Annotated in this window: 13 protein-coding genes and 1 pseudogene; 8 read left to right on the forward strand and 6 right to left on the reverse strand. The window is 45.4% G+C overall.

Going from position 1 to position 23,296, the window contains the following annotated elements:
* Nucleotides 1-21: 21 nt before the first annotated feature.
* On the reverse strand, nucleotides 22-5,430 hold the full coding sequence (locus H6F56_RS01110) for an ATP-binding sensor histidine kinase (RefSeq protein ID WP_190664972.1): 5,409 nt from the start codon (nucleotides 5,428-5,430) through the stop codon (nucleotides 22-24).
* Nucleotides 5,431-5,935: 505 nt separating this feature from the next.
* Between H6F56_RS01110 and gyrA the strand changes: the two genes are divergently transcribed.
* From gyrA to H6F56_RS01130, 4 genes are all read left to right on the forward strand, one after another.
* Complete coding sequence (gene gyrA / locus H6F56_RS01115) at nucleotides 5,936-8,584, forward strand: DNA gyrase subunit A (protein WP_190664973.1); 2,649 nt, start codon at nucleotides 5,936-5,938, stop codon at nucleotides 8,582-8,584.
* A 200-nt stretch (nucleotides 8,585-8,784) separates the two neighbouring features.
* The gene (gene lnt, locus H6F56_RS01120; RefSeq protein WP_190664974.1) at nucleotides 8,785-10,374 is read left to right on the forward strand and encodes an apolipoprotein N-acyltransferase; all 1,590 of its coding nucleotides are present in this window, start codon (nucleotides 8,785-8,787) and stop codon (nucleotides 10,372-10,374) included.
* A gap of 330 nt (nucleotides 10,375-10,704) precedes the next feature.
* The gene (locus H6F56_RS01125) at nucleotides 10,705-11,664 is read left to right on the forward strand and encodes a retropepsin-like aspartic protease family protein (protein ID WP_190664975.1); all 960 of its coding nucleotides are present in this window, start codon (nucleotides 10,705-10,707) and stop codon (nucleotides 11,662-11,664) included.
* A gap of 102 nt (nucleotides 11,665-11,766) precedes the next feature.
* Nucleotides 11,767-12,333, forward strand: a complete 567-nt coding sequence (locus tag H6F56_RS01130; protein ID WP_190664976.1) for a retropepsin-like aspartic protease family protein — start codon at nucleotides 11,767-11,769, stop codon at nucleotides 12,331-12,333.
* A gap of 110 nt (nucleotides 12,334-12,443) precedes the next feature.
* Here the strand turns inward: H6F56_RS01130 and trpD are convergent, their stop codons facing one another.
* Entirely contained in the window at nucleotides 12,444-13,562 is a 1,119-nt protein-coding gene (trpD, locus tag H6F56_RS01135; protein ID WP_190664977.1) for an anthranilate phosphoribosyltransferase, read from the reverse strand.
* A gap of 438 nt (nucleotides 13,563-14,000) precedes the next feature.
* Between trpD and H6F56_RS01140 the strand changes: the two genes are divergently transcribed.
* Together H6F56_RS01140 and H6F56_RS01145 are read left to right on the forward strand one after the other, a co-directional pair.
* Nucleotides 14,001-16,145: an ATP-binding protein gene (locus H6F56_RS01140; RefSeq protein ID WP_190664978.1), complete on the forward strand. Its 2,145-nt coding sequence runs from the start codon at nucleotides 14,001-14,003 to the stop codon at nucleotides 16,143-16,145.
* A 146-nt stretch (nucleotides 16,146-16,291) separates the two neighbouring features.
* The gene (locus tag H6F56_RS01145) at nucleotides 16,292-18,871 is read left to right on the forward strand and encodes a PAS domain S-box protein (protein ID WP_190664979.1); all 2,580 of its coding nucleotides are present in this window, start codon (nucleotides 16,292-16,294) and stop codon (nucleotides 18,869-18,871) included.
* A gap of 184 nt (nucleotides 18,872-19,055) precedes the next feature.
* Here the strand turns inward: H6F56_RS01145 and H6F56_RS01150 are convergent, their stop codons facing one another.
* The 3 genes from H6F56_RS01150 to H6F56_RS01160 all read right to left on the reverse strand — a co-directional run bounded on the left by H6F56_RS01150 (nucleotide 19,056) and on the right by H6F56_RS01160 (nucleotide 22,304).
* A complete protein-coding gene (locus H6F56_RS01150) occupies nucleotides 19,056-20,141 on the reverse strand; it encodes an ATP-binding protein (RefSeq protein WP_190664980.1) in 1,086 nt (361 codons plus the stop codon).
* A 188-nt stretch (nucleotides 20,142-20,329) separates the two neighbouring features.
* Nucleotides 20,330-21,475, reverse strand: coding sequence for a beta-ketoacyl-ACP synthase (locus H6F56_RS01155; RefSeq protein ID WP_190664981.1), 1,146 nt, complete (start codon nucleotides 21,473-21,475; stop codon nucleotides 20,330-20,332).
* Nucleotides 21,476-21,542: 67 nt separating this feature from the next.
* On the reverse strand, nucleotides 21,543-22,304 hold the full coding sequence (locus H6F56_RS01160; RefSeq protein ID WP_190664982.1) for a peptidylprolyl isomerase: 762 nt from the start codon (nucleotides 22,302-22,304) through the stop codon (nucleotides 21,543-21,545).
* A 1-nt stretch (nucleotide 22,305) separates the two neighbouring features.
* On the opposite strand from H6F56_RS01160, the gene H6F56_RS01165 reads away from it, so the two are divergent.
* Nucleotides 22,306-22,455: a hypothetical protein gene (locus tag H6F56_RS01165; protein WP_190664983.1), complete on the forward strand. Its 150-nt coding sequence runs from the start codon at nucleotides 22,306-22,308 to the stop codon at nucleotides 22,453-22,455.
* Nucleotides 22,456-22,461: 6 nt separating this feature from the next.
* Here H6F56_RS01165 and H6F56_RS01170 read toward each other — a convergent pair whose 3' ends face one another.
* The gene (locus H6F56_RS01170) at nucleotides 22,462-23,028 is read right to left on the reverse strand and encodes a photosystem I assembly protein Ycf4 (protein WP_190664984.1); all 567 of its coding nucleotides are present in this window, start codon (nucleotides 23,026-23,028) and stop codon (nucleotides 22,462-22,464) included.
* A gap of 156 nt (nucleotides 23,029-23,184) precedes the next feature.
* Here H6F56_RS01170 and H6F56_RS01175 point away from each other — a divergent pair.
* Nucleotides 23,185-23,296, forward strand: a pseudogene (locus H6F56_RS01175) (photosystem II D2 protein (photosystem q(a) protein)); the annotation flags it as partial.

Consider the following 23,296-nt stretch of genomic DNA (forward strand, 5'->3'; position numbering starts at 1 on the left):
ACGCCAGAGCAGTTAAACTTGTTAATGCTTTTGGTTAATTGGAATCTCAAATACTAACTCTGTTCCCTGTCCTGGGGCTGAAACACAAGTCAGTTGTCCACCGTGTTTTTTGACGACAATCTGATAGCAAATCGACAGTCCTAAGCCGGTGCCGGTGCCCACTGGCTTGGTTGTAAAGAAAGGATCAAAGATGCGCTTGCTCACTTCTTCACTCATGCCAGGGCCATTGTCAGCTATTCTGATTTTAACAGCGTTGCAAGAAGTTGTTTCAGTGCGAATGTGGATTTGTCTAGTCGTTGTTTTTGGCGTGAATTCTAACCATTCACAGCTAATTCCTAATTCGTTCAAGGCATCTATTGCATTTGACAGAATATACAAAAATACTTGATTGAGTTGGCCGGCATAGCAAGTCACTAGGGGAACTTTGCCATATTCTTTAATAATTTCTATTTCAGAAGCACAACCTTCTTTTCTGAGCCGGTGTTGCAAAACCATTAGGCTGCTGTCAATGCCCTCATGAATGTTTATCGGCTTCATATCTGCTTCATCCAACCGCGAAAAAACTCGCAAGCTTAGCACAATATTTCGGATGCGTTCCGCCCCCACTTTCATCGAATCCATTAATTTTTGTAAGTCTTCAACGGCGAATTCGAGATCAAGATTTTTCGTGGCGGCTACAATCGCCGGTTGGGAACTCGCATCCGTCTGCCGGTATAGATCAATTAAATGAAGGATATCTTTAACATATTCAATTGCGGGATTGAGGTTGCCATATATAAAGTTTATTGGGTTGTTAATTTCGTGCGCTACCCCAGCAACCATCTGTCCCAGAGAAGACATCTTTTCACTCTGAATCAGTTGAGATTGAGTTAATTGTAGCTCATGCAGCGTTTGCTCAAGACGCACATTTTTTTCATTTAAATCTTGCGTTCTGTCTTTTACTTTTTCTTCCAAGTTGGCATACAGCATCGCATTTTCTAAAGAAATAGCCGCTTGGGAAGAAAGCAGCCTTAAGAGTTCTAATCGATCGGGAGTAAAAGCACCGATGGTTAAATTATTTTCTAAATAAAGAATAGCAACAAGTTTACCTTGATTAATAATAGGGGTACACAAAACAGATTTTAGCTGATTTAAAACAATATAGGGATCGGTAATAAATTTTCCTTCACAAGCCGCATTCGTTAAAACCACGTCAGAGAGCGTTCTCTCAACATAGTTAATAATTGTAGAAGGAATATCCCGGCAAGATTCTATCGGCATTGAGTGCCGCATAAAGATTTGCTCTAATTCGATTAAATACGAAGCTTCAAGCAATAATTCTTCGTTTTTAACTAAAACTAGAAAGCCTTTTTGTGCTCCGGCATTTTCAACTAATATTTTCATCAGTTGTGCGAGTAATTTATCCAGCACAATTTCCCCAGATATGGCTTGCGATGCTTTCATGACTGTCGCTAAATCTAAAGCAGCACCCGAATTCCTAGTGCTCCCTGAAACCGTTACAGTAGTAGTTTGAATATTTGTTTTGTCTGTTGCTATCCTCCGAGAAATAAACTGCGGATATCTTACCTCTAAATCTTCTACCTTAGCCTGTGCGCCCCAACGAACATAGCAATAGTGTGCTTTTGCCATGTAAGTTTGGGCAATTTCTTCCCTTCCAAGTTCTAGATAAAATTCTGCTGCTCGTTCGTAAGCGAGTGCTTCTTCTTGGATATATCCCTGTTTCCTAGCCCCTTGGATAGCGCGATCATAAGACTCCATCGCTGCAACACTCTGCTCCAAAATTCGCGCTTTTTCAGCTTCCACCAAGTCATATTTATGCTGAAAGTTCATAGGAGCTTGGTGCGCCCAGCGTTTCATTTTCTCCTGATTTGCTTCTACTTGAACCAGAGATTTTTGTTGTTCATTGCTTCTCGCTTGGCAATAATAACTAAGAAGCGCTAGTGAGTGGTAAAAATTCAGGATTGCCACCTGTATAAAGCCAAACCCGGAGCCTGCTTGTTCAGCTGCCAATGATGCTGACTTTATGGCAGCCTCAAAATCTTTAAATTGGTATAAAAGAATCGTTTTAGCAACATAAAACACAAATAAAACAGTTCCCGTTTTCGCTTCAATTAAACGCGCTAACATTTTAGCTTCATCAAAACTCTCACCAATTAACAGATATTTATCGGCTGCTCTGCCTTGAAAGTTTAGCCCTAATTGTCGCCACACACTGGAAAAGTGAATGGGAATTTCTTGCTTAATTTTTATGGCCAAATCAATGTAAGGCGCTTGTTGTCGTACGGCAGACTCTAAGCTTTTTTCAGTGAAGAATAAGTACCCGCAATAGTTACCGATACAATATCCGCCCCATTCGATATCTCCAGTTTCCAGTCCGCTTTGAATGCCTTCTTGGAAGGAAGCTACACTGTTTTTTGCGTGTTCTGTCCAGCTTCTAATATTGGCATTAAATAGGTTGTAAACTTTAGCCTTGAGTTCTTTGGCGTCGAATTGCTCTAGTAGTTGCAAAGCAATCAAGCCGGCTTGATATCCTGCATCCAGTTTTCCAAGTCCAGACAGCAACAAGCCATAAAAACCATAAGCAAATGCGGAAAGGGCTGAATTTCCATGTTCAATACAAAGATTGATCATCGTTAATATGACTTGCGGAAAAATCTCAGGTTTTGCCTGAAAAACCGGCGTACAGAGGAGTTTTAAAATCCGCATAGCCGCCAGCTTATGCGGATCAGTCATGGCGGGAATATTTTCTAATTCCGCAAGTTCGGCCAACTCAACCACTAAACTGTCTTCGCTGCTGAGTGTTAGGAGATAAACGCCCAAGCTTTCCAAAACTTGCAAGCCGATATCAACGGCTTTGATCATCTCTAGCTGAGCAATATAAACCTGCATTTGCAGCTCATATATTTTGACCGTATCGAGGAAGCTTTTTGCTTGGTGCAAAACGACTTCAGCCAGAATCGCGGCTTGCTCAAAATTTGTGTTTAAATATTCCGTCTCAGCCGCTTCTACATAGAGCAAAAATGTTAGCTCGTAGTGGGAAACCCAGCTATTTTCTGTGAGCATTTTTAGCGCGACTCGGAATTGCACGACAGCCGCTTCATAAGCAGTTGCTGCTTTTGCTTTTTGTCCAGCAATCAAATTAAGCTTTGCGATTTCATCTTTATCGTGCTGGCTGCTAACAAGTTCGATTGCCAGATTTAAATGTTCGACAATTTCAAATATTCTGTCTTCCAGCTCATCAGGTAGAGTATTTTTAAGCAATTGACGACCAATTTTCCAGTGAACTGTCTTTTTCTGTTCAGGTGAAATTAAAGAATAAGCTGCTTGTTGCACTCGGTCATGCAAAAACTTGTAGTTAAAAACTAATAGGTGAGAATTGAGCGGGTCATCTGTTGTACTTTCTAATTCTGAAGTGGGTAATATCAGTTCTGCATCAAGTGCCGGCAAAAGGTCTTGGAAAGTTTCCAATACAGATTTTTGATAGATTAAAGAAAGAGTATTTAAATCAAATTGGTTGCCGATGCAAGCGGCTAAACGTAAAACTTGCTGAGTTTGTTCTGGCAGCTTCTTTAATTTAGCGATCATTAAGTCCACCACATTATCTGTGATGCCCACTTCTTCAATTTTTGCAATATCCCATTGCCAAGCGAGGTGATCAAAATTAAAAACAAGTAACCTTTCTTGATAAAGATTTTTCAAAAACTCACTAACAAAGAACGGATTACCTGAAGTTTTACGAAATACCAATTGTGCCAAAGGTTTTAGATCTGCATTATTTGGAGATAAAGTTTCTGCAATTAACTTTGTAATATTCTCAATATTTAAAGGATTTAAAATAATTTCGTTGATAATAACTTCTTGCTTACGCAGCGAATCCAGGGTCATTATTAAAGAATGGGTGCGGCTAACTTCATTGTTTCGATACGCCCCAATTAGAAATAAATATTGAGTATTTCCCTCAGCCATGATTAACTCAATTAATTTGAGTGTAGCCGAGTCCGCCCATTGAAGATCGTCCAGAAAAATAACTAAGGGATGTTCCGGCTGGCAAAATACCCGAATGAAGTTTTGAAAAACCAAGTTAAAGCGATTTTGAGACTCTGCCGGCCCTAATTCTCGGACTGCCGGCTGCTTGCCAATAATCAGTTCTACTTCGGGAATGACATCTATAATAATTTGCCCATTAGAACCCAACGCAGCTAAGAGTTTGTCTCGCCAGCGATTCAACTGCGCTTCGCTTTCTGTTAAGAGTTGCTGCACTAACGACTGAAAAGATTCCACCACTGCCGAATAAGGAATATTTCGCTGAAACTGGTCAAACTTACCCGATATAAAATATCCCCGGTGCCAGGTTAGCGGTTTATAAATTTCCCGTACCAAAGATGATTTACCAATCCCAGAATAACCCGACACCAACATGATCTCAGAAGTCCCTTGTCGGGTAATTTCTATTGCCCCGCCTCTTTTCTTTTGCCCAGATGCGACCCGAGTGAAAGCCGCTACTAAGGTTTCAATTTCTCGCGCTCTGCCATAAAGTTTTTGGGGAATTTGAAATTTATCAGAAACATCATGATTCCCCGGTATAAAATCTACAATGGCTCTTTTTGCATCTAATTGGTTTAAACAGAACACCAAATCTGCTTTAATTCCCCAGGCATTTTGATACCGATCTTCAGCCGTTTTTGCTAACAGTTTCATCACAATATCAGAAATTGCTTGAGGAATCTTTGAATTCAGCTCATGAGGCGGCACCGGCTGTTTTGCAATATGACAGTGTACCAACTCCATCGCATCACTCCCATTACAAAATAGTTGACGAGTAAGCATTTCGTACAAGGTAACGCCGAAGGAGTAAAAGTCAGTGCGATAGTCCAAGGCTCGGTTCATTCTGCCCGTCTGTTCTGGGGATATATAGGTTAAAGTTCCTTCTAAAAACCTCGGATTTTTTTGTAGGGTTGCCTCTTGGGATAAAACTGTAGAAATTCCAAAATCTATTAATTTTACTTTCGAGGTTTCTGGATTAATAACGATATTGGAAGGATTAATATCTTTGTGAATAATATTATGTTGATGAATTTTACCTAAAATTTCAACAACCTTAATTGCTATTTTGAGAATTTCTTTTAGATCAAAATGATTTTCATTGATCATTTTTTTTAAGGACTTTCCTCCAAAATCTTCTAAAACTATAGCAACTGTGTTCTGATATTTTTGCAATCCATAAACTTTCACAACGCCTTCTAAATTCAAATTTCGGATAATTTTATATTCTTGTTTGTATCGAGCGATTTGCTCTGGACTTGGGAAGTCTTCTTTAAGAACTTTGAGAATTACAGGTAAATTGTCTGGATAACGCAATGCCCGATACACAATAGACTTGTCACTTTCATGCACTTGATCCAGAATTTGGTAATCGCAAAGCATTAGCATAATAAAACTTTGAAGTGACTTTTACTCGTCTGAGCAGACTCAAAACTGCCGAGTCTTTACTCACGAAACTCTGTATTAGCTCAGAACTCTTAGGTTAGTCATCTAAATGTTACAAACATTAATAAAAATAGATTTTAATTAAAATTAAGTTAAATTTTTACAATAAATGAATATATTTATTTGTGACTATTTCAAGATATCTTCAATAGGATTAGTATAAATTTACTTTAAAAATAACTTTTTAATCTTTAATTATTGCCTCAAAAAATGCGATTAATTTGCTCAATAATAAATCAAATTTTTCAATTCAAATAAAATTTATTAGAGTCTTAACATCTAGCCCCGCAAAAAGACAGTGCTGAGGGGTGCCCAAGGAGCGGTTAAAGACCAAAATGTGTTAAAATCTTAACAAGATTTGGCATTTATTAAGAAACCAGACTAGGGTTTTAATATTTTTTTGCCGATTTGCGCCTGAAATCTTACATTTTTGGAGTTTCTCACTGTTATGACCTACTCCCAGGAGCGGATTATCCCCACGGATTTACGCAACGAGATGCAACAGTCTTACCTGGAATACGCGATGAGCGTAATTGTGGGGCGGGCGCTCCCAGATGCCAGGGATGGACTCAAGCCGGTACACCGGCGCATCCTCTACGCGATGCACGAGTTGGGCCTTGCTCCGGATCGGCCTTTCCGCAAGTGCGCCCGTGTGGTGGGGGAAGTGCTGGGTAAATACCATCCCCACGGCGATACAGCGGTGTATGACGCCTTGGTGCGGATGGCGCAAGACTTCTCCATGCGTTCGCCCCTGATCAACGGCCACGGCAACTTTGGCTCGATTGACAACGATCCACCGGCAGCAATGCGGTATACCGAGTGCCGGCTGCAATCGCTGACCTCGGACGCGATGCTGCGCGATATTGACTCAGATACGGTCGATTACGGGGATAACTTCGACGGTTCCCAACAAGAACCCCTGGTGATGCCGGCACGCATCCCACAACTGCTGCTCAACGGTTCCTCTGGCATCGCGGTGGGCATGGCTACCAACATCCCACCTCACAATCTGGGAGAACTCATTGATGGATTGGTTGCCCTGATCCACAACCCAGACTTGACCGATGTCCAGCTCATGCAGTACATTCCTGGCCCTGACTTCCCCACCGGCGGCCAAATTTTAGGCGTCACCGGCATCCGCGAAGCTTACACCACGGGTCGCGGTTCCATCACGATGCGCGGTATTGCCAGCATAGAAACCATTGAACACCGGGGCCGGCCAGACCGCGAAGCAATCATCATCACCGAATTGCCTTACCAAACCAATAAGGCAGCGATGATTGAGAAAATTGCCGACATGGTGAACGAGAAGCGGTTGGAAGGCATTGCCGATATCCGCGATGAAAGCGACCGCGACGGAATGCGCGTCGTCATCGAACTCAAGCGCGACGCATATCCGCGAGTTGTCCTCAACAACCTCTACAAACAAACGCCCCTGCAAGCTAATTTTGGGGCAAATATGCTGGCGCTGGTGAATGCAGAACCGCAACTGCTCACCATCAGGCAGTTCCTCAATGTTTTCTTGGATTTCCGTGTTGAAACCATCATCAGACGGACGCAGTATGAACTGCGAAAAGCCGAAGAACGCGACCATTTGCTGCAAGGTTTACTCATTGCTCTAGACAATTTAGACGCAATTATTCACCTGATTCGTAGTGCAGCAGATACCGCCACTGCCAAGCAGGAATTGATGGATAACTATGGGCTTTCTGAAGCACAAGCAGACGCCATTTTGCAGATGCAACTGCGCCGACTAACTGCATTAGAAGCTCAGAAAATTATGCAAGAACACGATGAGTTGCAAACGCTCATTGCGGATTTGCGTGATATTCTGGCAAGGCGCGAACGCATTTTAGAAATCATCGAAACCGAAGCAGCAGAAATCAAAACAAAGTTTGCTACACCGCGACGAACCCAGATTGAACACGCGGATGGGGAAATAGATGACACCGACTTAATCGCTAATGAAAAAGCCTTAATTCTGCTCACCGAACAAGGTTACATTAAGCGAATGCCGGTGAGTTCTTTTGAAGCGCAAAGTCGGGGCACTCGTGGTAAAGCCGCGAACCGGATGAAAGAGGATGACGGTGTTGAGCATTTCTTAACTTGTTGCGACCATGATAGCGTTTTGTTCTTTAGCGCTCGCGGCGTCGTTTATTGCCTGAAAGCTTACCAAATTCCCACCGGCTCCCGCACAGCGCGAGGCACTGCCATTGTGCAAATGCTGCCAATTCCCCGAGATGAAAAAATCACCTCAATCGTGCCGGTGAGCGAATTCAGTGACGATGAATATCTGATCATGCTCACCAAAGGCGGCTACATCAAAAAAACCGCCTTGTCTGCCTTCAGCAACATTCGAGCCAATGGCTTAATTGCTATTTCTCTCGAAGAAGCCGATCAGTTGCGCTGGGTGCGACGCGCACGCGCAGAAGACAGCATCATCATTGGATCGCGGCAGGGAATGGCAATTCATTTCAAAGCCACTGCCGACCAGTTGCGTCCCCTTGGTCGCGCCACGCGGGGTGTAAAATCCATGAACCTCCGCAAAGGCGATGAACTGATCAGCATGGATATCCTGCCGGCAGCGATCGTTGCCACCCTTGCTCAAACAGAGGTGGATGAATCAGAAATCGAAGAGGAGGAACTAGAACTCCAAATTGATGAGGCTGAAAACGGTGCTCAAGATTTAGCACTCACGAACGATGAGTCTGAAAACGGCGCTCAAGATCCAGCACTCACCACATCTGCCGGTCCGTGGGTACTGGTAGTAACCACCGGCGGTTATGGCAAGCGGGTGCCGGTTGGTCAATTCCGGCTACAAAATCGTGCCGGTAAGGGAATCATCGTCACGAAATTCAAATCTCGGCGAACGAATGATCAGCTCGCTGCCTTGCGAATTGTCCATGAGGGTGATGAACTCATGATCGTGACAAGTCGAGGCATTATCATTCGCCAATCTGCGGATGCCATTTCCCCTCAATCCCGGAGTGCAACGGGTGTGCGGGTGCAACGTTTGGACGAAGATGATGCCATCGCCGCAGTCGCTTTAGTTCCCCCATCTAATGGCGAGACGGAGGAACAAGAAGAGGCGGAATAACTTAGAATTTAAAACCGCAGCTTCATGTGCGTTAATCTGCGTGCATCTGCGGTTTTAAATTTAAAAACATCAAGCTAAATAAATTAGAATTTTGAACCGCAGCTCGACAAAGATCAACCTAGATAAATTAAATTTATCTGCGTTTCTCTGTGTGTATCTGCGGTTTTAAAATAGAAAATCTAAACTTTAAAATTTATCTCATGCGTTCGCTTCTCAAAACTTGGTTACCCCTAACAATTGCTCTCATCAGCGGCATTCTGATGGGACTGACACCCGCGCCGGTCGGTGCTTGGTTCCTAGGGTGGGTTGCCTTGGCTCCCCTTTGGTTGCTGGTGGTGCAAGAAAGTAAACAGTTAAAAGAGAAAAAAGAAAAGAAATTTTTACTCTTCAGTGCTTTATTGTGGGGAATTGGTTATCACGGTGTCGCTCTTTTTTGGATCACCGGCGTTCACCCCATGACTTGGATGGGAGTGCCTTGGTTAGCAAGTTTGGCGATTGCGTTTTTCTGTTGGGTATTTATCACCCTTTGCGGTGCCGTATTAGTTGCAATTTGGGCAACTTGTTTCTTTTGGATCAATCGGAAGTTTAAAGTTTCAACATTCGTTCGAGTGTTAACCGGGACCGCTTTGTGGTGCGTTTTAGAAACAATTTGGAGTGCCGGCTCCTTATGGTGGAGTTCCCTATCCTACACCCAAAGCCCCCACAATCTCGCTATTTTGCACCTGGCTCAACTTGCCGGTCCCTCTGCTGTAACAGCCGCCCTTGTTGCCGTCAATGGTTTAATTGCTGAAGCTTGGATGAAAGCAAAAAATCATCAAATAAAAGGTATTAAAGCAAATATTTTAGTTTATTTATTGCCGATTAGCCTTTGTTTATTCCTGCATCTTTTAGGATTTTTCCTCTACAGCCGGCCACTGGCACAACCCCCAGTAGATGCCTTAAAAGTTGGGATTATTCAAGGCAATATTCCCAATACAATTAAACTCTACCAAGAAGGGTGGCTTCGTGCCATTGAAGGCTATACCACCGGCTATCGAACGTTAGCCGATCAAGGAGTAGACGCTATTCTCACACCAGAAACCGCGTTGCCGGTACACTGGTCAGAATCTAACTGGATTCGAGATGCCTTTTATCAGGCAATTTTAGATAAAAATGTGCCGGCATGGGTGGGAGCATTTGGGGAAAAAGGACGCAGCTATACCAATAGTTTGTTTACGGTAACTGGCACAGGGGAAACCTTCAGTCGCTACGATAAAATTAAGTTAGTTCCCTTGGGGGAATTCATTCCCTTTGAAGAGTTTCTAGGACGTTTAATTGATCGGCTTTCACCGTTAGACGCTCATCTGGCTGCCGGTTTATCGAATCAAGTATTTGATACGCCTTTTGGGCGTGCAATTGTGGGGATTTGCTATGAATCGGCTTTTTCCTCTCATTTTCAGCGTCAGGCAGCCTTAGGTGGGCAGTTTATCCTCACAGCCTCTAATAACGCCCACTACAGCCCATCCATGCCGGCACAGCATCACGCCCAAGACGTGATGCGGGCAATTGAAACGGATCGGTGGGCTGTCAGAGCCACGAATACGGGCTATTCTGGCATTGTCGATCCCCACGGCAAAACTGTATGGCTATCGGGAATTAATACTTACGAGGTTCATGCAGCTACGATTTACCGCCGGCGCACTCAGACGCTTTATGTGCAATGGGGAGATTGGCTAACACCGGCACTGTTGGCACTCATTGCAATTGCCAGCTTTTTTGACTTTCGCACCCGGATGAGCGCCGGTTCTTAACTTTGGTGAAAAGCAGCGGATGTAAAAATATTCCGAATCTCCCGTCTTCTTGTTAAAGGTGATTTGAGCCAGCTTGAAATAACCCGCTTGAGGCGTGCGTTTTTCATCAATGGCCCACTACAGTCGTTCGTTTAGCTTGGCTCACCAAAAAACCGGCAGATTGAAAGAAAGCCGGCTAAAACTGAGGACGCTAATAGGGCAAAGGTTTTCGCCTATTTTTGACTCGTCAAACCCAGAAAGATAAGTTTAAATGGGAAAAGACGGGGAATACTAAATAGTAACGGCGACTTAAGCGGCTCACAAGTGCGGTGAAGCTAAAAAAAAATAGTCATGGTCAAATTTTCTCGATTCGGGGTAGCACAGATTTTTTTAGCAGCCGCACTGGCGGTGATCGGTGTGGGTTGTAATGACGGCGAGCCTTCCAGCAGCTCAAACACCAATACGGCGCAAAGCACACCGGCACCGGCTCCGAGTGCAGCACCGGCAAGTCCAAAGCCGGCAGCAAAGCCAGCACAGAAGCCGGTGAATCCACCCCTTAGTGACGGCGCTGCTCGAAGATCCTATGAAGAGGCGCTCGACAAAGGTTACAGTGCCGCTAGCATCAGTCAAACTGCCCAATCTCCAGAAGATTGGAAACTGGTAGAAAGCCAGTGGCAAGAGGCGATCAAGCTCCTAAAAACAGTGCCGGCTTCTAGCACTCAAAATAAACTAGCAAAAAGCAAAATAGCTGAGTATCAGAAAAATCTGGTCTCTGCTAAACAGCAAGCAGTTCGTGCCACAACCCGTTCTAAAACTGAATTTGCGGGGATTGAAGTCCCAATCATCCCTTCCACCTCAGAAGTGCCAATCATCCCTTCCACCTCAGATGTGGCTTCTCGCAGTAGCTCCAGCTATGGCTCATCTAAGGAGGGTGGCAGCCGTCCAGAGGTTATTCTGGCACCGATCAAACGTCGTGCCGGCGGGACGGCAGTGATAGAAGTTACCTTTAATGGCCGGCAAACTTTTGACATGATTGTCGATACGGGAGCTAGTGGCACAGTAATTACGTCAAAGATGGCTAGTGTCTTGGGAGTTCGTCCAGAAGGCTCGATGACAGCAGACACTCCCAGCGCCAAATCGGTGACATTTCCCATTGGCAGAGTCGATAGCATGGAAGTTGGGGGTGCCATTGTTAATAACGTGTCGGTGGCAATTGCATCACAGCTAGATATTGGCTTGCTGGGGCAAGACTTCTTTGGGGGTTACGACGTCACCTTTAGAGAAGATGTGGTGGAATTTCACAGCCGGTGACGGCGACAAACCGTGATTAAAAATTAAAAATCTGCCTTTTTAATTTTTAGTTTGTTACTTTTCAATTCATTGACTTAGCTTCTACAAGGAGTCAGATTTGCTATGCAAAAAATTAAATTCGGATTGATTTCTCTGGCTGGATTGCTGCTTTTCCAAACTGCCGGCATTGCTCAGGAATATGAAGGGTGTTTTCTGCGTGATCGTAGCGGCAATCTTATCAAATTGACGGATATGTGTCCGACTAGCTCCCAAGAGGAGGTTTCAGCAACCCTAGGAGCTTTTCAAGTCCCAATTAAACGTCGTGCTTCTGGGATTCCAGTGATAGATGTCGTCTTTAATGGCAATCAGACATTCGAGATGATGTTAGATACCGGAGCGAGTGGGACGGTGATCACGCCAAAAATGGCACAAGCGCTAGGAGTCAAACAGGATGGGACAGCACGAGTAGAGACTCCCAACGCTAAGGACGTTGAGTTTCCGATTGGGCGTGTGACTTCTATTAAAGCCGGCAATGCGATGATTAATAATGTTGTGGTCGCCATTTCACCCACCCTAGAAATTGGATTGCTCGGCCAAGATTTCTTTAGCAAATATGATGTGACCATTAAAAAAGAAGTCATTGAATTTAACCCGCAAACCGAAACGGCAAAACCTGCGCCTCCCAAATAATATTGGGCCTAAAGTTACCGAATTGCAGTGATGATTGCAGGGGCATAAGCTGTGCTTATGCCCCTACTTTATTTTTCTCAGGTTACGGGTTTAAATTTTTTCAGCCGGCTTCATGCTTCCGTTTTCAAGAATGTAACGAGCTGCTCTAGCTTTGACCAACCGGCACCGCTATGCAGAATATCTTTAGCGAGTGAAAGACCGGCTGCATGGTCTTCAAGGGGGATAACACCGGCAACTTGGAGGGCTAAAGCCGCATTTAAAGCCACTGCATCTTGTTGCGCCGGCGTTCCTTTGCCTTGCAAAACATTTTGCAGGATCTGGGCATTTTCTTGAACATCCCCGCCTCGCAGTTGATCCGTTCCTGCCGGTGTTAAACCCAACTCTTGGGGGTTTAAAGTGGCTACCCGTACCTTGCCGGCTGAAAGAATCGCCAAGTCTGTGATATCAGCCAAGCCGGCTTCATCAAGTTTCTCGCGTCCGTGCAACACAATTGCTGAGTGAGTGCCCAACTGTCCTAAAGCTTGGGCGATTGTTGCCACCAACTGAGAATCAAACACCCCAATTACTTGGCCGGTAGGGCGCAAAGGATTGACCAACGGCCCTAACAAATTAAACACCGTCCGCACGCCCAATGTTCGCCGCATGGGTGCCACAGCTTTCAGCGCTGGGTGCCAGCCAGGAGCAAACAGAAATGTAATCCCGACTTCATGGAGTGCGGCATACACCTTCTCACCGGCAGCGCTCAAATTCATTCCCAGCGCTTCCAGTACGTCAGCGGAACCCACCCGACTAGAGGCTGAGCGATTGCCATGTTTGGCCACCGGCACCCCGGCTGCTGCTGCCACAAAGGCAACCGCTGTGGAAATATTAAAGGTTGAGGCTCCATCTCCGCCGGTGCCACAGGTATCAATAACCGTGTTCAGGTCAGAATTTCCACTTGTGGATGAGGGTTGAGGGTTCGTTGCGTCTTGCCTGAGTGGAGAAGATTGAGATTGCAATACCTGAGCCATGCCAGCTAGCTCGTCAGCTGAGATGCCTTTGGCTTGAAGTGCTGCTAAAATTGCCCCCGATAGCACCGGCGGGATTTCTTCATTGAGCCATCCCAGCATCAGTCCGGCAGCTTGGTAGCGGGTGAGGGACTGGCGATCTAGCAGCTGTTGCAGCAAAGTGGGCCAACTGAGGGCTTCGCTGGGGGCGTCTGTTGCTGCCGGTGAAGCAGAATCAATCATAAAATTTACGCTTTAAGACGGAAGTCACAAATAGCTAGTTTTTTCCAGCTTATAACTTTATGTACTTTCTCTGGCGATCAGTCATTGAGTTTGAGAGAAGCTTAAGGCTTTAGGGTTGGGTTGGATAATTCACAACAGACAACTGAAAACTCCTGTGTTCGGGCTTGTACCGGCAACTGTGGTAGATTGGGTGCGCTCAAATCGTCGGGACTGAACCGGCTGTCAAAACAGGCGAAAGCTAGCAAAGCAGATTTTATGCCGGCAAGCGTGGTTATATTTACCTCGATTGACTCATTAAGGAGTTAAAACAGAATAGTTAGCGGCAAACTTGTTAAGCAGAGGTTAGTTTTTAAGTATTACTGCGAGCGTTACAAGCGTATCGCAGTAATTCGTACAGCTTTGCGTTTACTGACTTAATCAGGCTAGGGTCAATCAGAGATGGCCGATAAAAGCAAAAACTTAGGTGCATCCAGAAGAAATAGCATTGCCTTTGGCTATCTGGGAATTGCCGGCACTTTCCTGCTGGCGATTCAATTACTCTTCGGCGCGTACCAGATCAATCGGGGATTTAATCAGCAGGTGGCTGATTTAGAATCCAAAGTAGCCGGTCAAGGCAGATTCCTGGGTGTCGTTAGCCAAAATGCGCTTTCGAGTTCGGACTTTCTCACCCTGGAGTTGCTGATGCAACAAATTTCTCAGGATGGCGATATCATTTACGGCGTCGTTCTCAACTCCGAGAAACTTCCCATCACGCACTTCTTAAAGCGGGACAGCCCCACCATTTCCCAATCTATCGCAACGATCCAGACAGAGGGTGATATCCTCACTGCAATTAATCAAGCGCGTCAAGAACCGCTCATTCGTGAAGTTAGCATCCCGGTTGTCTCCCAAAAGCTATTGTTGGGAGAGATCCGACTAGGTTATTCAGTGGCCAACGTTCAAAAACGACTTTACAAATCGGCAATTGTGACTGTCGTCGATTCAATTTTGGTCAGTATTGGTGTGGCGATGCTGACGGTTGTCCTGTTTAACCGACAGATCCGTAAACCGCTTCAAGACTTGGCAAATTTAGCGCAAGCACTCGCTGCCGGTGAGTTGCATCAACGCGCTGTAGGCAGCTCTAAAGACGAAGTTGGCCAGCTTAAGGCCGCTTTTAACAGCATGGCTACTCAATTGCAACAAACGCTTTTAAGTCTGGAACAGCGCGTCACAGAACACCAGCATATGCAAGAGGCGCTGCAACAAAGTTACAACCTTTTGCAAGTTGTGATTGAAGGCACAACGGATGCGATTTATGTGAAAAATCTTGAGGGTCGCTATGTGTTGATTAACTCAGCAGGTGCCAGTGTTTTAGGAAAGCCAAGGGAAGAAATTCTCGGCAAGGATGACACTGAGTTGCTCTCGCCGGAAACCGCCCGTCAAATTATGACAACCGACCGCAAAATTATGCTGAGGGGCGAAACTCAAATTGTTGAGGAAGTTGTCACCGTGATGGGCGATTGGCAGCGAGGAATTAGGGCTGATAAAATGCCCATTCCTCGGATTTACTTAACGACTAAAGATGTTTACCACGACCCCCAAGGCACTGTGATTGGTTTGATTTGCGTGGCCCGGGATATTACGGATCGCAAACAATCTGAAGAAGCTTTGCAGCTATCGGAAGCACAAATGAGAGAGCAAGCGTTGCAATTAGAAAAAGCTCTGCAAGAAGTGCGACGCACCCAAGCTCAGTTGGTTCAAAGCGAAAAAATGTCTTCTCTGGGGCAGTTGGTTGCCGGTGTGGCGCATGAAATTAACAATCCGGTTAATTTTATTTACGGAAACTTGGAATACACAGAAGCTTATCTTGAAGAGTTACAGAAGCTATTGCATCTTTATCAAAAACACTATCCTCATCCACATATAGAAATTCAGGAAGAAATAGAAACCATTGATTGGGAGTTTATGGAAGAAGACCTTCCTAAAATTTTGGGTTCTATGAAAAAAGGTGCTGAGCGAATTCGCCAGTTGGTTTTATCCCTGCGGAATTTTTCTCGCCTGGATGAAGCACAGGCGAAGTCAGTTGATCTGCACCAAGGAATTGACAGCACGCTGGTTATTTTGAATAATCGGCTTAAAGACAATGTTGAAGTGATTAAGCACTATGGGCAATTGCCACCCGTCCAGTGTTATCCTGCGCCTCTTAATCAAGTTTTTATGAATATTATCAACAATGCAGTTGATGCCTTGGAAAATCAAGATTCTCCCAAGAAAATAGCAATTCACACGGAGCTAATTAAACATAAAACGATGAGTCCAAGAAGTGAGGAGAAGCTGGCTGTTATCAAGTCTGAATCTTCAGTTTTAATTCGTATTGCCGACAATGGGCCAGGAATTTCTCCAACAATTCAAGACAAAATATTTGACCCGTTTTTTACCACAAAGCCGGTGGGGCAAGGCACAGGTTTAGGACTTTCAATCTGCCATCAAATTATTGACAAGCATGGGGGTGAAATTTCAGTGAATTCCCAAGTGGGTAAAGGAACGGAATTTGTCATTATTCTGCCACTTCAACAAAAACGAACTGCTTCACTTTCATTATGAGTGAGGGCCGGCAAACCGTGGTGGCTTAATTCCTTCCACAGTTAAGCTAGAAACTTAGGCTATCAGGGACGGCTCACGTAAAATACGTTGATGTTATAACTTGTGCGATTTTAAACTCACAATTAACAAAAACAGTGGTTGCATCTATGCCATGTTTAGAGGAGCTCAATAACCGGCTGAAATTAGCGTTGCAAGCCAACCACACTGCTATCTGGGAGTGGAATCTCCCCAGCTACAGGCTGGCTTGGTCTGAAAATCTTGAACCTCTGTTTGGGATGCCGGCGGGGACGCGGCTAAGCAGTTACGAAGCGGTTCTGGAAAAAGTTCATCCGGAGGATCAAAGCGTGTTGATCGGGTTGTTTACCCCCGCCGGCATCGCTTGTGAGGATTTTTACATTGAATTTCGCATTATCTGGCCAGATGGTAGCGTTCGCTGGATAGCCGGCAGAGGAGAAGTGTTTAAAGACGAAGACGGCAAGCCGGCGCAGATGATGGGTATGTGTGTGGATATTACCCAAAAAAAGCAGGCTGAAGCCGCATTGCTGGATGAGCAAAACTTGCTGGCTGCGGTTTTGGATACCACCGATGCTTTGGTTGTGGTGCTTGACCGGCAGGGACGGATTGTTCACTGCAACCGAGCCGGTTTTGCCACCATCGGCTACAGTTTAGCTGAGGTGCGAGGCCAATTTTTTTGGCAGATATTCCTCAGTGCTGAAGCAGTGCCAAATGGGTTAGAAGGTTTAAATTTTGAAAGCCAATTTCCGAAGCAGCATGATAGCGAGTGCATGACGCGAGACGGGACACGCCGGCTAATTACTTGGTCACATCGTTGCCTTCAAGATGCCGGTGGTTCCCTCAAGTACCGGCTCGCCACCGGCATTGATGTCACTGAAAGCGCCAACGCTGAGGCTGTACCCACTGAGGAAATCGGCTTTTTAAGTAACCGTGATTGGGAATTTCGGGCCACGTTTGAACAAGCCGGTATGGGTATTGCTCATCTGGCGCTTGATGGCCGATTTTTGCGAGTCAATCAGCGCTTTTGTGACATTTTAGACTATACAGCGGAGGAACTTCAGTTATTGCAGTTTCAGGATATTACTCATCCCGAAGATTTAGATACTGATTTAGTTTATATTTCCCAGTTATTACAGAAGCAAATTTTTAGTTACTCTATCGAAAAACGTTACCGCCACAAAGATGGTTTTTATCTTTGGGCAAATTTAACGGTTTCCTTGGTGCGTGATGCTTCAGAATCTCCTCAGTATGCGATTAGTATCCTTGAAGATATTACTGAGCGCAAGCAAGGCGAAGAAACGATCCGTCAAAGAGAAATTGAGATGCAATCGATGGTTTCTTTACTCGCAGAAGCTCAAAAAGTGGCTCACGTCGGTTGGTGGGAATTTGATGTAGTAACCCAAGCTGTGAATTGGTCAGATGAACTGTTCCGTATTGTTGGTTTGGAACCAAGCCAACCTCCTCCCAATTTTTCTGAATATTTGCGAATGGTTCATCCTGACGATGTAAAAGTTGCAACAAAAGCTGTTAAACAGGTGGTTAATGAAGGACAATCTTATGAATTCGATCAGCGAATTGTGCGCCCTGACGGCGAAATAAGATATTTGGCCGCAAAAGGGCAACCAATTTTTGATAATGAAGGCAATGTTATTAAGCTATTGGGAACTGTTTTAGATATTACTGAACGCAAGCTAGCAGAGGAAACGTTGCGGGAATCAGAAGGGCAACTTGTACGAAAAGCGACTGAGTTGGAACAAACTTTAAAAGCGCTCCAGTTAACCCAAGCTCAGCTAATACAAACGGAAAAAATGTCAAGTTTGGGTCAGTTAGTTGCCGGTGTGGCCCACGAAATTAACAACCCAATCAATTTTATTTATGGCAATCTTACTTTTGCTATTCAATACAGTCAAGATTTGCTGGGCTTAATCCACCTTTACCATCAGAGTTACCACACGGGAGAACGAGAGGGAAAGAAAGATGCCGTTCAGGAGTATATCGAAGCGATTGATTTAGATTACTTGAAGGAAGACTTGCCGCGATTGCTGCATTCAATGCAGCTTGGGGCTGAGCGCATTCGGAGTATTGTACTGAGCTTGCGAAATTTTTCGCGGTTGGATGAATCTCAGATGAAGCGGGTGGATATTCACGAGGGAATTGAGAGTACGTTGCTGATTTTGCAACATCGCCTGAAAGAAAAATCAGGGCGCTATAGGATTGAAATTATCAAGGAGTTTGGCAATTTACCTACAGTTGAGTGTTATCCGGCACAGCTCAATCAGGTATTTATAAATATTATAGGCAATGCAATTGATGCGTTAGAATCTTTTGATCGATTTCCGCTGCCGGCTGAATCTGAAACAGGAGATTTAATCAATGAAAAATTGCCGAAAGTGATTCAGATTCGCACTGAATACAATCCTGAACCATCTCGATTGAATTTAGAGTTTTTTCAGGGTTCAAAGTTTAAAATAAAAAATCATGTGGTGATTTGCATTGCTGATAATGGCCCTGGAATTTCCCCAAGAGTTCAAAGCAAGATATTCGATCCATTTTTTACGACAAAGCCGGTGGGAAAAGGGACAGGGTTAGGGCTTTCAATTTGCTATCAAATTATTGAAAAGCATGGGGGTCAGATTTGGGTGAAGTCTCAACCGGCACAGGGAACGGAGTTTGTTCTAGTTCTACCAATTCAGCAAGAGCCAGTGTCGTAAACGGCTATTGCGATTAAGCGAGAGGAAAAGGAAAAAAATCAGAATTTTCTCCGTTGAAATTTGGTGTTGTGAGCGCATTTTACAGTAAAAAAATCCTAGTTAAATCTACAAAGTTAAGCTTATGAAGTAGTTACGCTACTCAGACAAAGATTATCATAAAATGAGATAATTTAACTCAGGAAGTTTAAGCAGGTAAACGAATATAAAACGTAGTTCCTTGGCCAGATTTAGATTCAAAATAAATTTGGCCGCCATGCGCTTCGACAACCGATTTGGCAATTGCTGCTCCCAAGCCGGTGCCGCCCCGCTTTCCGCTGGTAACAAACGGTTCAAACACCCGACCTCGAATTGCTTCAGGAATTCCAGGGCCGTTATCGCTAATTGTAATCTCCACCCATTCTTCAACAGATTGAGCCACGAAATCGATGCGACCGCCACTGCCGTTAAAAGATTCTACAGAGTTACTTACCAAGTTTTGAAAAACACGCATGAGCTTATTTTCATCAGCGCTAATAACGATATCTGCAGATTGGAAGATAAAGATAACTTTTTCAGATAGAAAATAACAGCGATTTAACTTTTGAAAATATTGCATTAGTTCAACAAACTTAATGGGTTGTTTGTTGAGTGCTGGAGTCCCGCGTCCAAATTCTAAAACTTCATCGGTCATTTCTAGCATTCGGGTGAGCTGCGTTTGGATAATCTCACACCACTCCTGAGTATCTTCATCTGCGTGAATTTCTTTTAACATTGAACTAGCCAGATGAATGCCGGTGAATGGACCCTTAAAATCATGAATAATGGTATTGACCATTTCTCCGATTAAAGCCATTTTTTCTTTGTGAACAACTTGATTCACGTATCGATCAGTTGTAGAGCGTAAATGTTGAATCAGGTGACGAAACACGTCGAGGACAACACCGCCATTTGTCTCGAGTAAAATTTCCATCAGCCGGTCACGCGGAATTTTTGCTAACGTTGTATATCCGCTGGCTGAAGCTCTGGCACTGCGCGGTTGTCCGTCTAAAACTCCGAACTCGCCAAAAAAGTCGTTCGCGCCGGCAATGGCAACGGTTTGATATTTATTCGTGTTGGTACGCTTACTAAACGCGACTTGACCGTCTAAAACTAGGTAAATGGAGTCTGAGGTTTCGCCTTCTTCAAAAATAACTTTTTGATCGGAAAAACTCTCCACAGTTGCTAGCTGGCAAAGTTGTGCTGCTTGTGCCGGCTCAAAATAGGCGATAAACCGATGCGATTTCAGATCCATGCGAGAGTCCCTGCATCCTTAATCGAGGAAGCTGCTTGATCTATCTTCCCTCAAGTTCACCGATGTGGTAATTCTAACCGACTTTTCTCTGTGGAATGCCTTATCAGTATAAGGCGATGGGCTTATACAATCAGAGATAGACAAGGAAACTTGCAGGCACACAAACAAAGCCGCAACGAACTTTTTGCTTAACTTGCATATTTTCCCAACGCCATTACCGCATTCTGACCGCCAAATCCAAAACTAAAACAAAGTATATTATTTATGTCACTCTGACGCGCCACTCTCACGAAATCTAAATCACAGGCCGGCGCTTTCAACCCCACACAAGGCGGTAAAATTTGATACTGCAACGCCATCAGCGAGAAAGCCGCACCCATTGCGCCGGATGCGCCTAATGTGTGACCCGTTGCGCCCTTTGTGGAACTCACGGGCACACCTTGAGGAAACAACCGTTCGATTAAATTCGCTTCAAACTCGTCATTCAAGGCGGTGCCGGTGCCGTGAGCGTGGATGTAATTAATCTCAGATGAGGAAATGCCACTGCGTTCGTAACCTTGCTTAACAGATGCCATCGCGCTTGCCCCACCTTGTTCTGGGGAATTCGCATAACAGGCATCATTTGTCAAGCCAAAACCCCGCACTTGTCCGTAAACTCGTGCAGAGCGCTGTCGAGCGAGCTGGGCAGACTCTAGCACAAACACTGCCGCGCCTTCTCCAAGCACCAAACCTTCGCGATGCCGGTCAAAAGGATAGCAACCTGTTTTTGCTAAAGCCCCCATCTTGTCAAATCCTGCCAGCGTCAGTGGTGTCACCGGCGCTTCCACCCCGCCAACAACCACCTGCCGGCACTGCCCTGTTTGAATCAGTTCAAACCCTTGTGCCAGCGCCCACAAGCCGGTAGCGCAGGCGGCCATTGGTGCCAAAACCGGCCCGTTTGAGCCGATTTGACGCGCCGCCTGGATCGCTGCCATGTGAGGGAGGGTTTCTAGCCAGGGAGGGGGCAATTTAAATGTGCTTCCCCTCTCTTGGATAGCTGCCCTGGCTCGCTGTTCCCACCGGCTCTGATAAGCGCGGCTTGAGCCAATTACTACGCCACACTCAGGTGCCGGCAGCATTAACCCGGCATCTTGAACCGCATCTGCCACAACCTGCTGGGTTAAAGCAGACAAATCGGTAAGCGTTGGGCCAATTAGCGCCAGGGGGCGGGGGGGCTGTTCCGGAAACGGTTGATATTGCTCAATGCCAGAGTTACCGGCAAGCAACCGCCGCCAACTGGCTTCGAGCGCCCCTAACGCTGAAACCAACCCAATGCCGGTGACAACAACTTCCACAACTAAATTCTGAATGCACGGATTTTAGATTTTAAATTGAGTGCAATCTAAAATCTAAAATCTTTGATCATTGATTTGCTAACTTCAAGTTATCCAATCCCTGCGTTACTTTGGCAGATTCAATGCGATCTCCCTGCTGAATTTTGTCAACCACATCCATGCCTTGGGTGACTGAACCAAATACCGCATAATTGCCATCTAAAAACGGGAGATCCGCTAACGTAAAGTAAAACTGCGACGAAGCTGAATCTGGCGGGGCTGAACGCGCCATCGCCACAGCGCCACGTTTATGCTGCAACTCAGGTTGGGCACGCACGTTGGCAGCTTCTAACGTCTTACTATAGATAGGAGCATCTGCCCCTTTGGGCTTAATTTCCAGGGGAATATAGCGGGGACGGGACGTTGCGGGGTCAATAAAACTGCCGGTTCCCAAAGTGCCAGAAAACTTGGGGTCTTTACCTTGAGGGTCGCCGCCCTGAACCACAAAGGGTTCCGGGTCGCGCACGACTCGATGAAACGTAAGACCGTTATACACGCCGCGCTGAACGAGATCAACAAAGTTGCCGGCACTGATCGGGGCATTGTTGCCATCGACTTCAATCGTAATGGGAGAACCCTTAACGACCATCACCACCGTTGCTTTACCTTCTAGTCGGGGTAAATTGCTCGGTTGTGGGTTGTTGGCTTGATTGCCTGCCGGTGACGTTGGAGTGTCTGAAGCATTTGGGGAAGCTTGGGGAGCAGAATTTTGAGCATCAGCACATCCTCCAATCAGCAGTGCTCCCACAAGCAAAACTGAGACTAACCAGTGGCGAATTTTAATCTGCATTTTGAATTATCTAGACAATTGGTGCGCCGGCCTGATCATAACGCTGAGACTGCGCCACCTGGGGAATGGTTTTTGCCGGCAAGGGTGGGGCAGACGTGCCGGCATTGAGCCGCCGAGGCTTGATATTAAAGGAATTTTGCTGCGCCTCTAGGGCTTATCATAAGCCTTCTAGCGGCACGCCCAGAAATCGAGCCAGTTCAGCTCCTTGATTTTCCAACTCAGCTAAGGGCAGTGGTTGGCCCACGCGCGTTAGAGGCACATCCCTTCTTCCCTTAAGACGCAAGAAAAGGGCACGACGGGGATTGATACCTTCTTTAATATCAACACGAATTGATTGGACTTCTTCTGTAGTGGATTTGAGTTCTATCCGACGGTTTTTACCGGGAAAGCCCCACCGGAAAATGCTAATCTCACCCGTCTCGCGGTTGAATTCGTTGTAACCACCGCCTACATCCCAAAGGATACTCAGCCAAAGGTAAAGGCTCAGGAGCAAAGCGGCAGAGCCGTATAAACCCATGACTAGACCTTGGGGGACAAAGATTAACTCGGTGGTATCGGCAAAGGGCAGCAGATTCAGGTGCAGATAGCTAGAAAGCCCAGCCAGCAGAAAGCCGGTGCCCCCCCCAGACAAGGCCGTTGCCCAAAAGTAGTTGCTGAGCCGGCGAGAACCGATAATCTCCTTGCGGAGGATGCGATCGCTTTTAGAAATTGTTTGTCCAGTCATCGAACTACTACCATGCTTGCTTAATTCAAATTCACCAGCCTACAGGAAATCCCTACTCATTGAGGGCGGACTTTGCGAATGTTGATAAATTTCATATATAGTTATGTTAACTTACTTAGAAACCTCGCAGTTTTAATACAAGAGGGTTTAAACGAAATGACCATAGCAGTCGGACGCGCCCCAGCAGAGAGAGGATGGTTTGACGTCCTCGATGACTGGCTCAAGCGTGATCGCTTCGTATTCATCGGCTGGTCGGGCCTGTTGTTAT

The sequence above is a fragment of the Microcoleus sp. FACHB-672 genome (genome assembly GCF_014695725.1).
In the GTDB taxonomy this organism is placed as follows: Bacteria; Cyanobacteriota; Cyanobacteriia; order Cyanobacteriales; family Oscillatoriaceae; genus FACHB-68.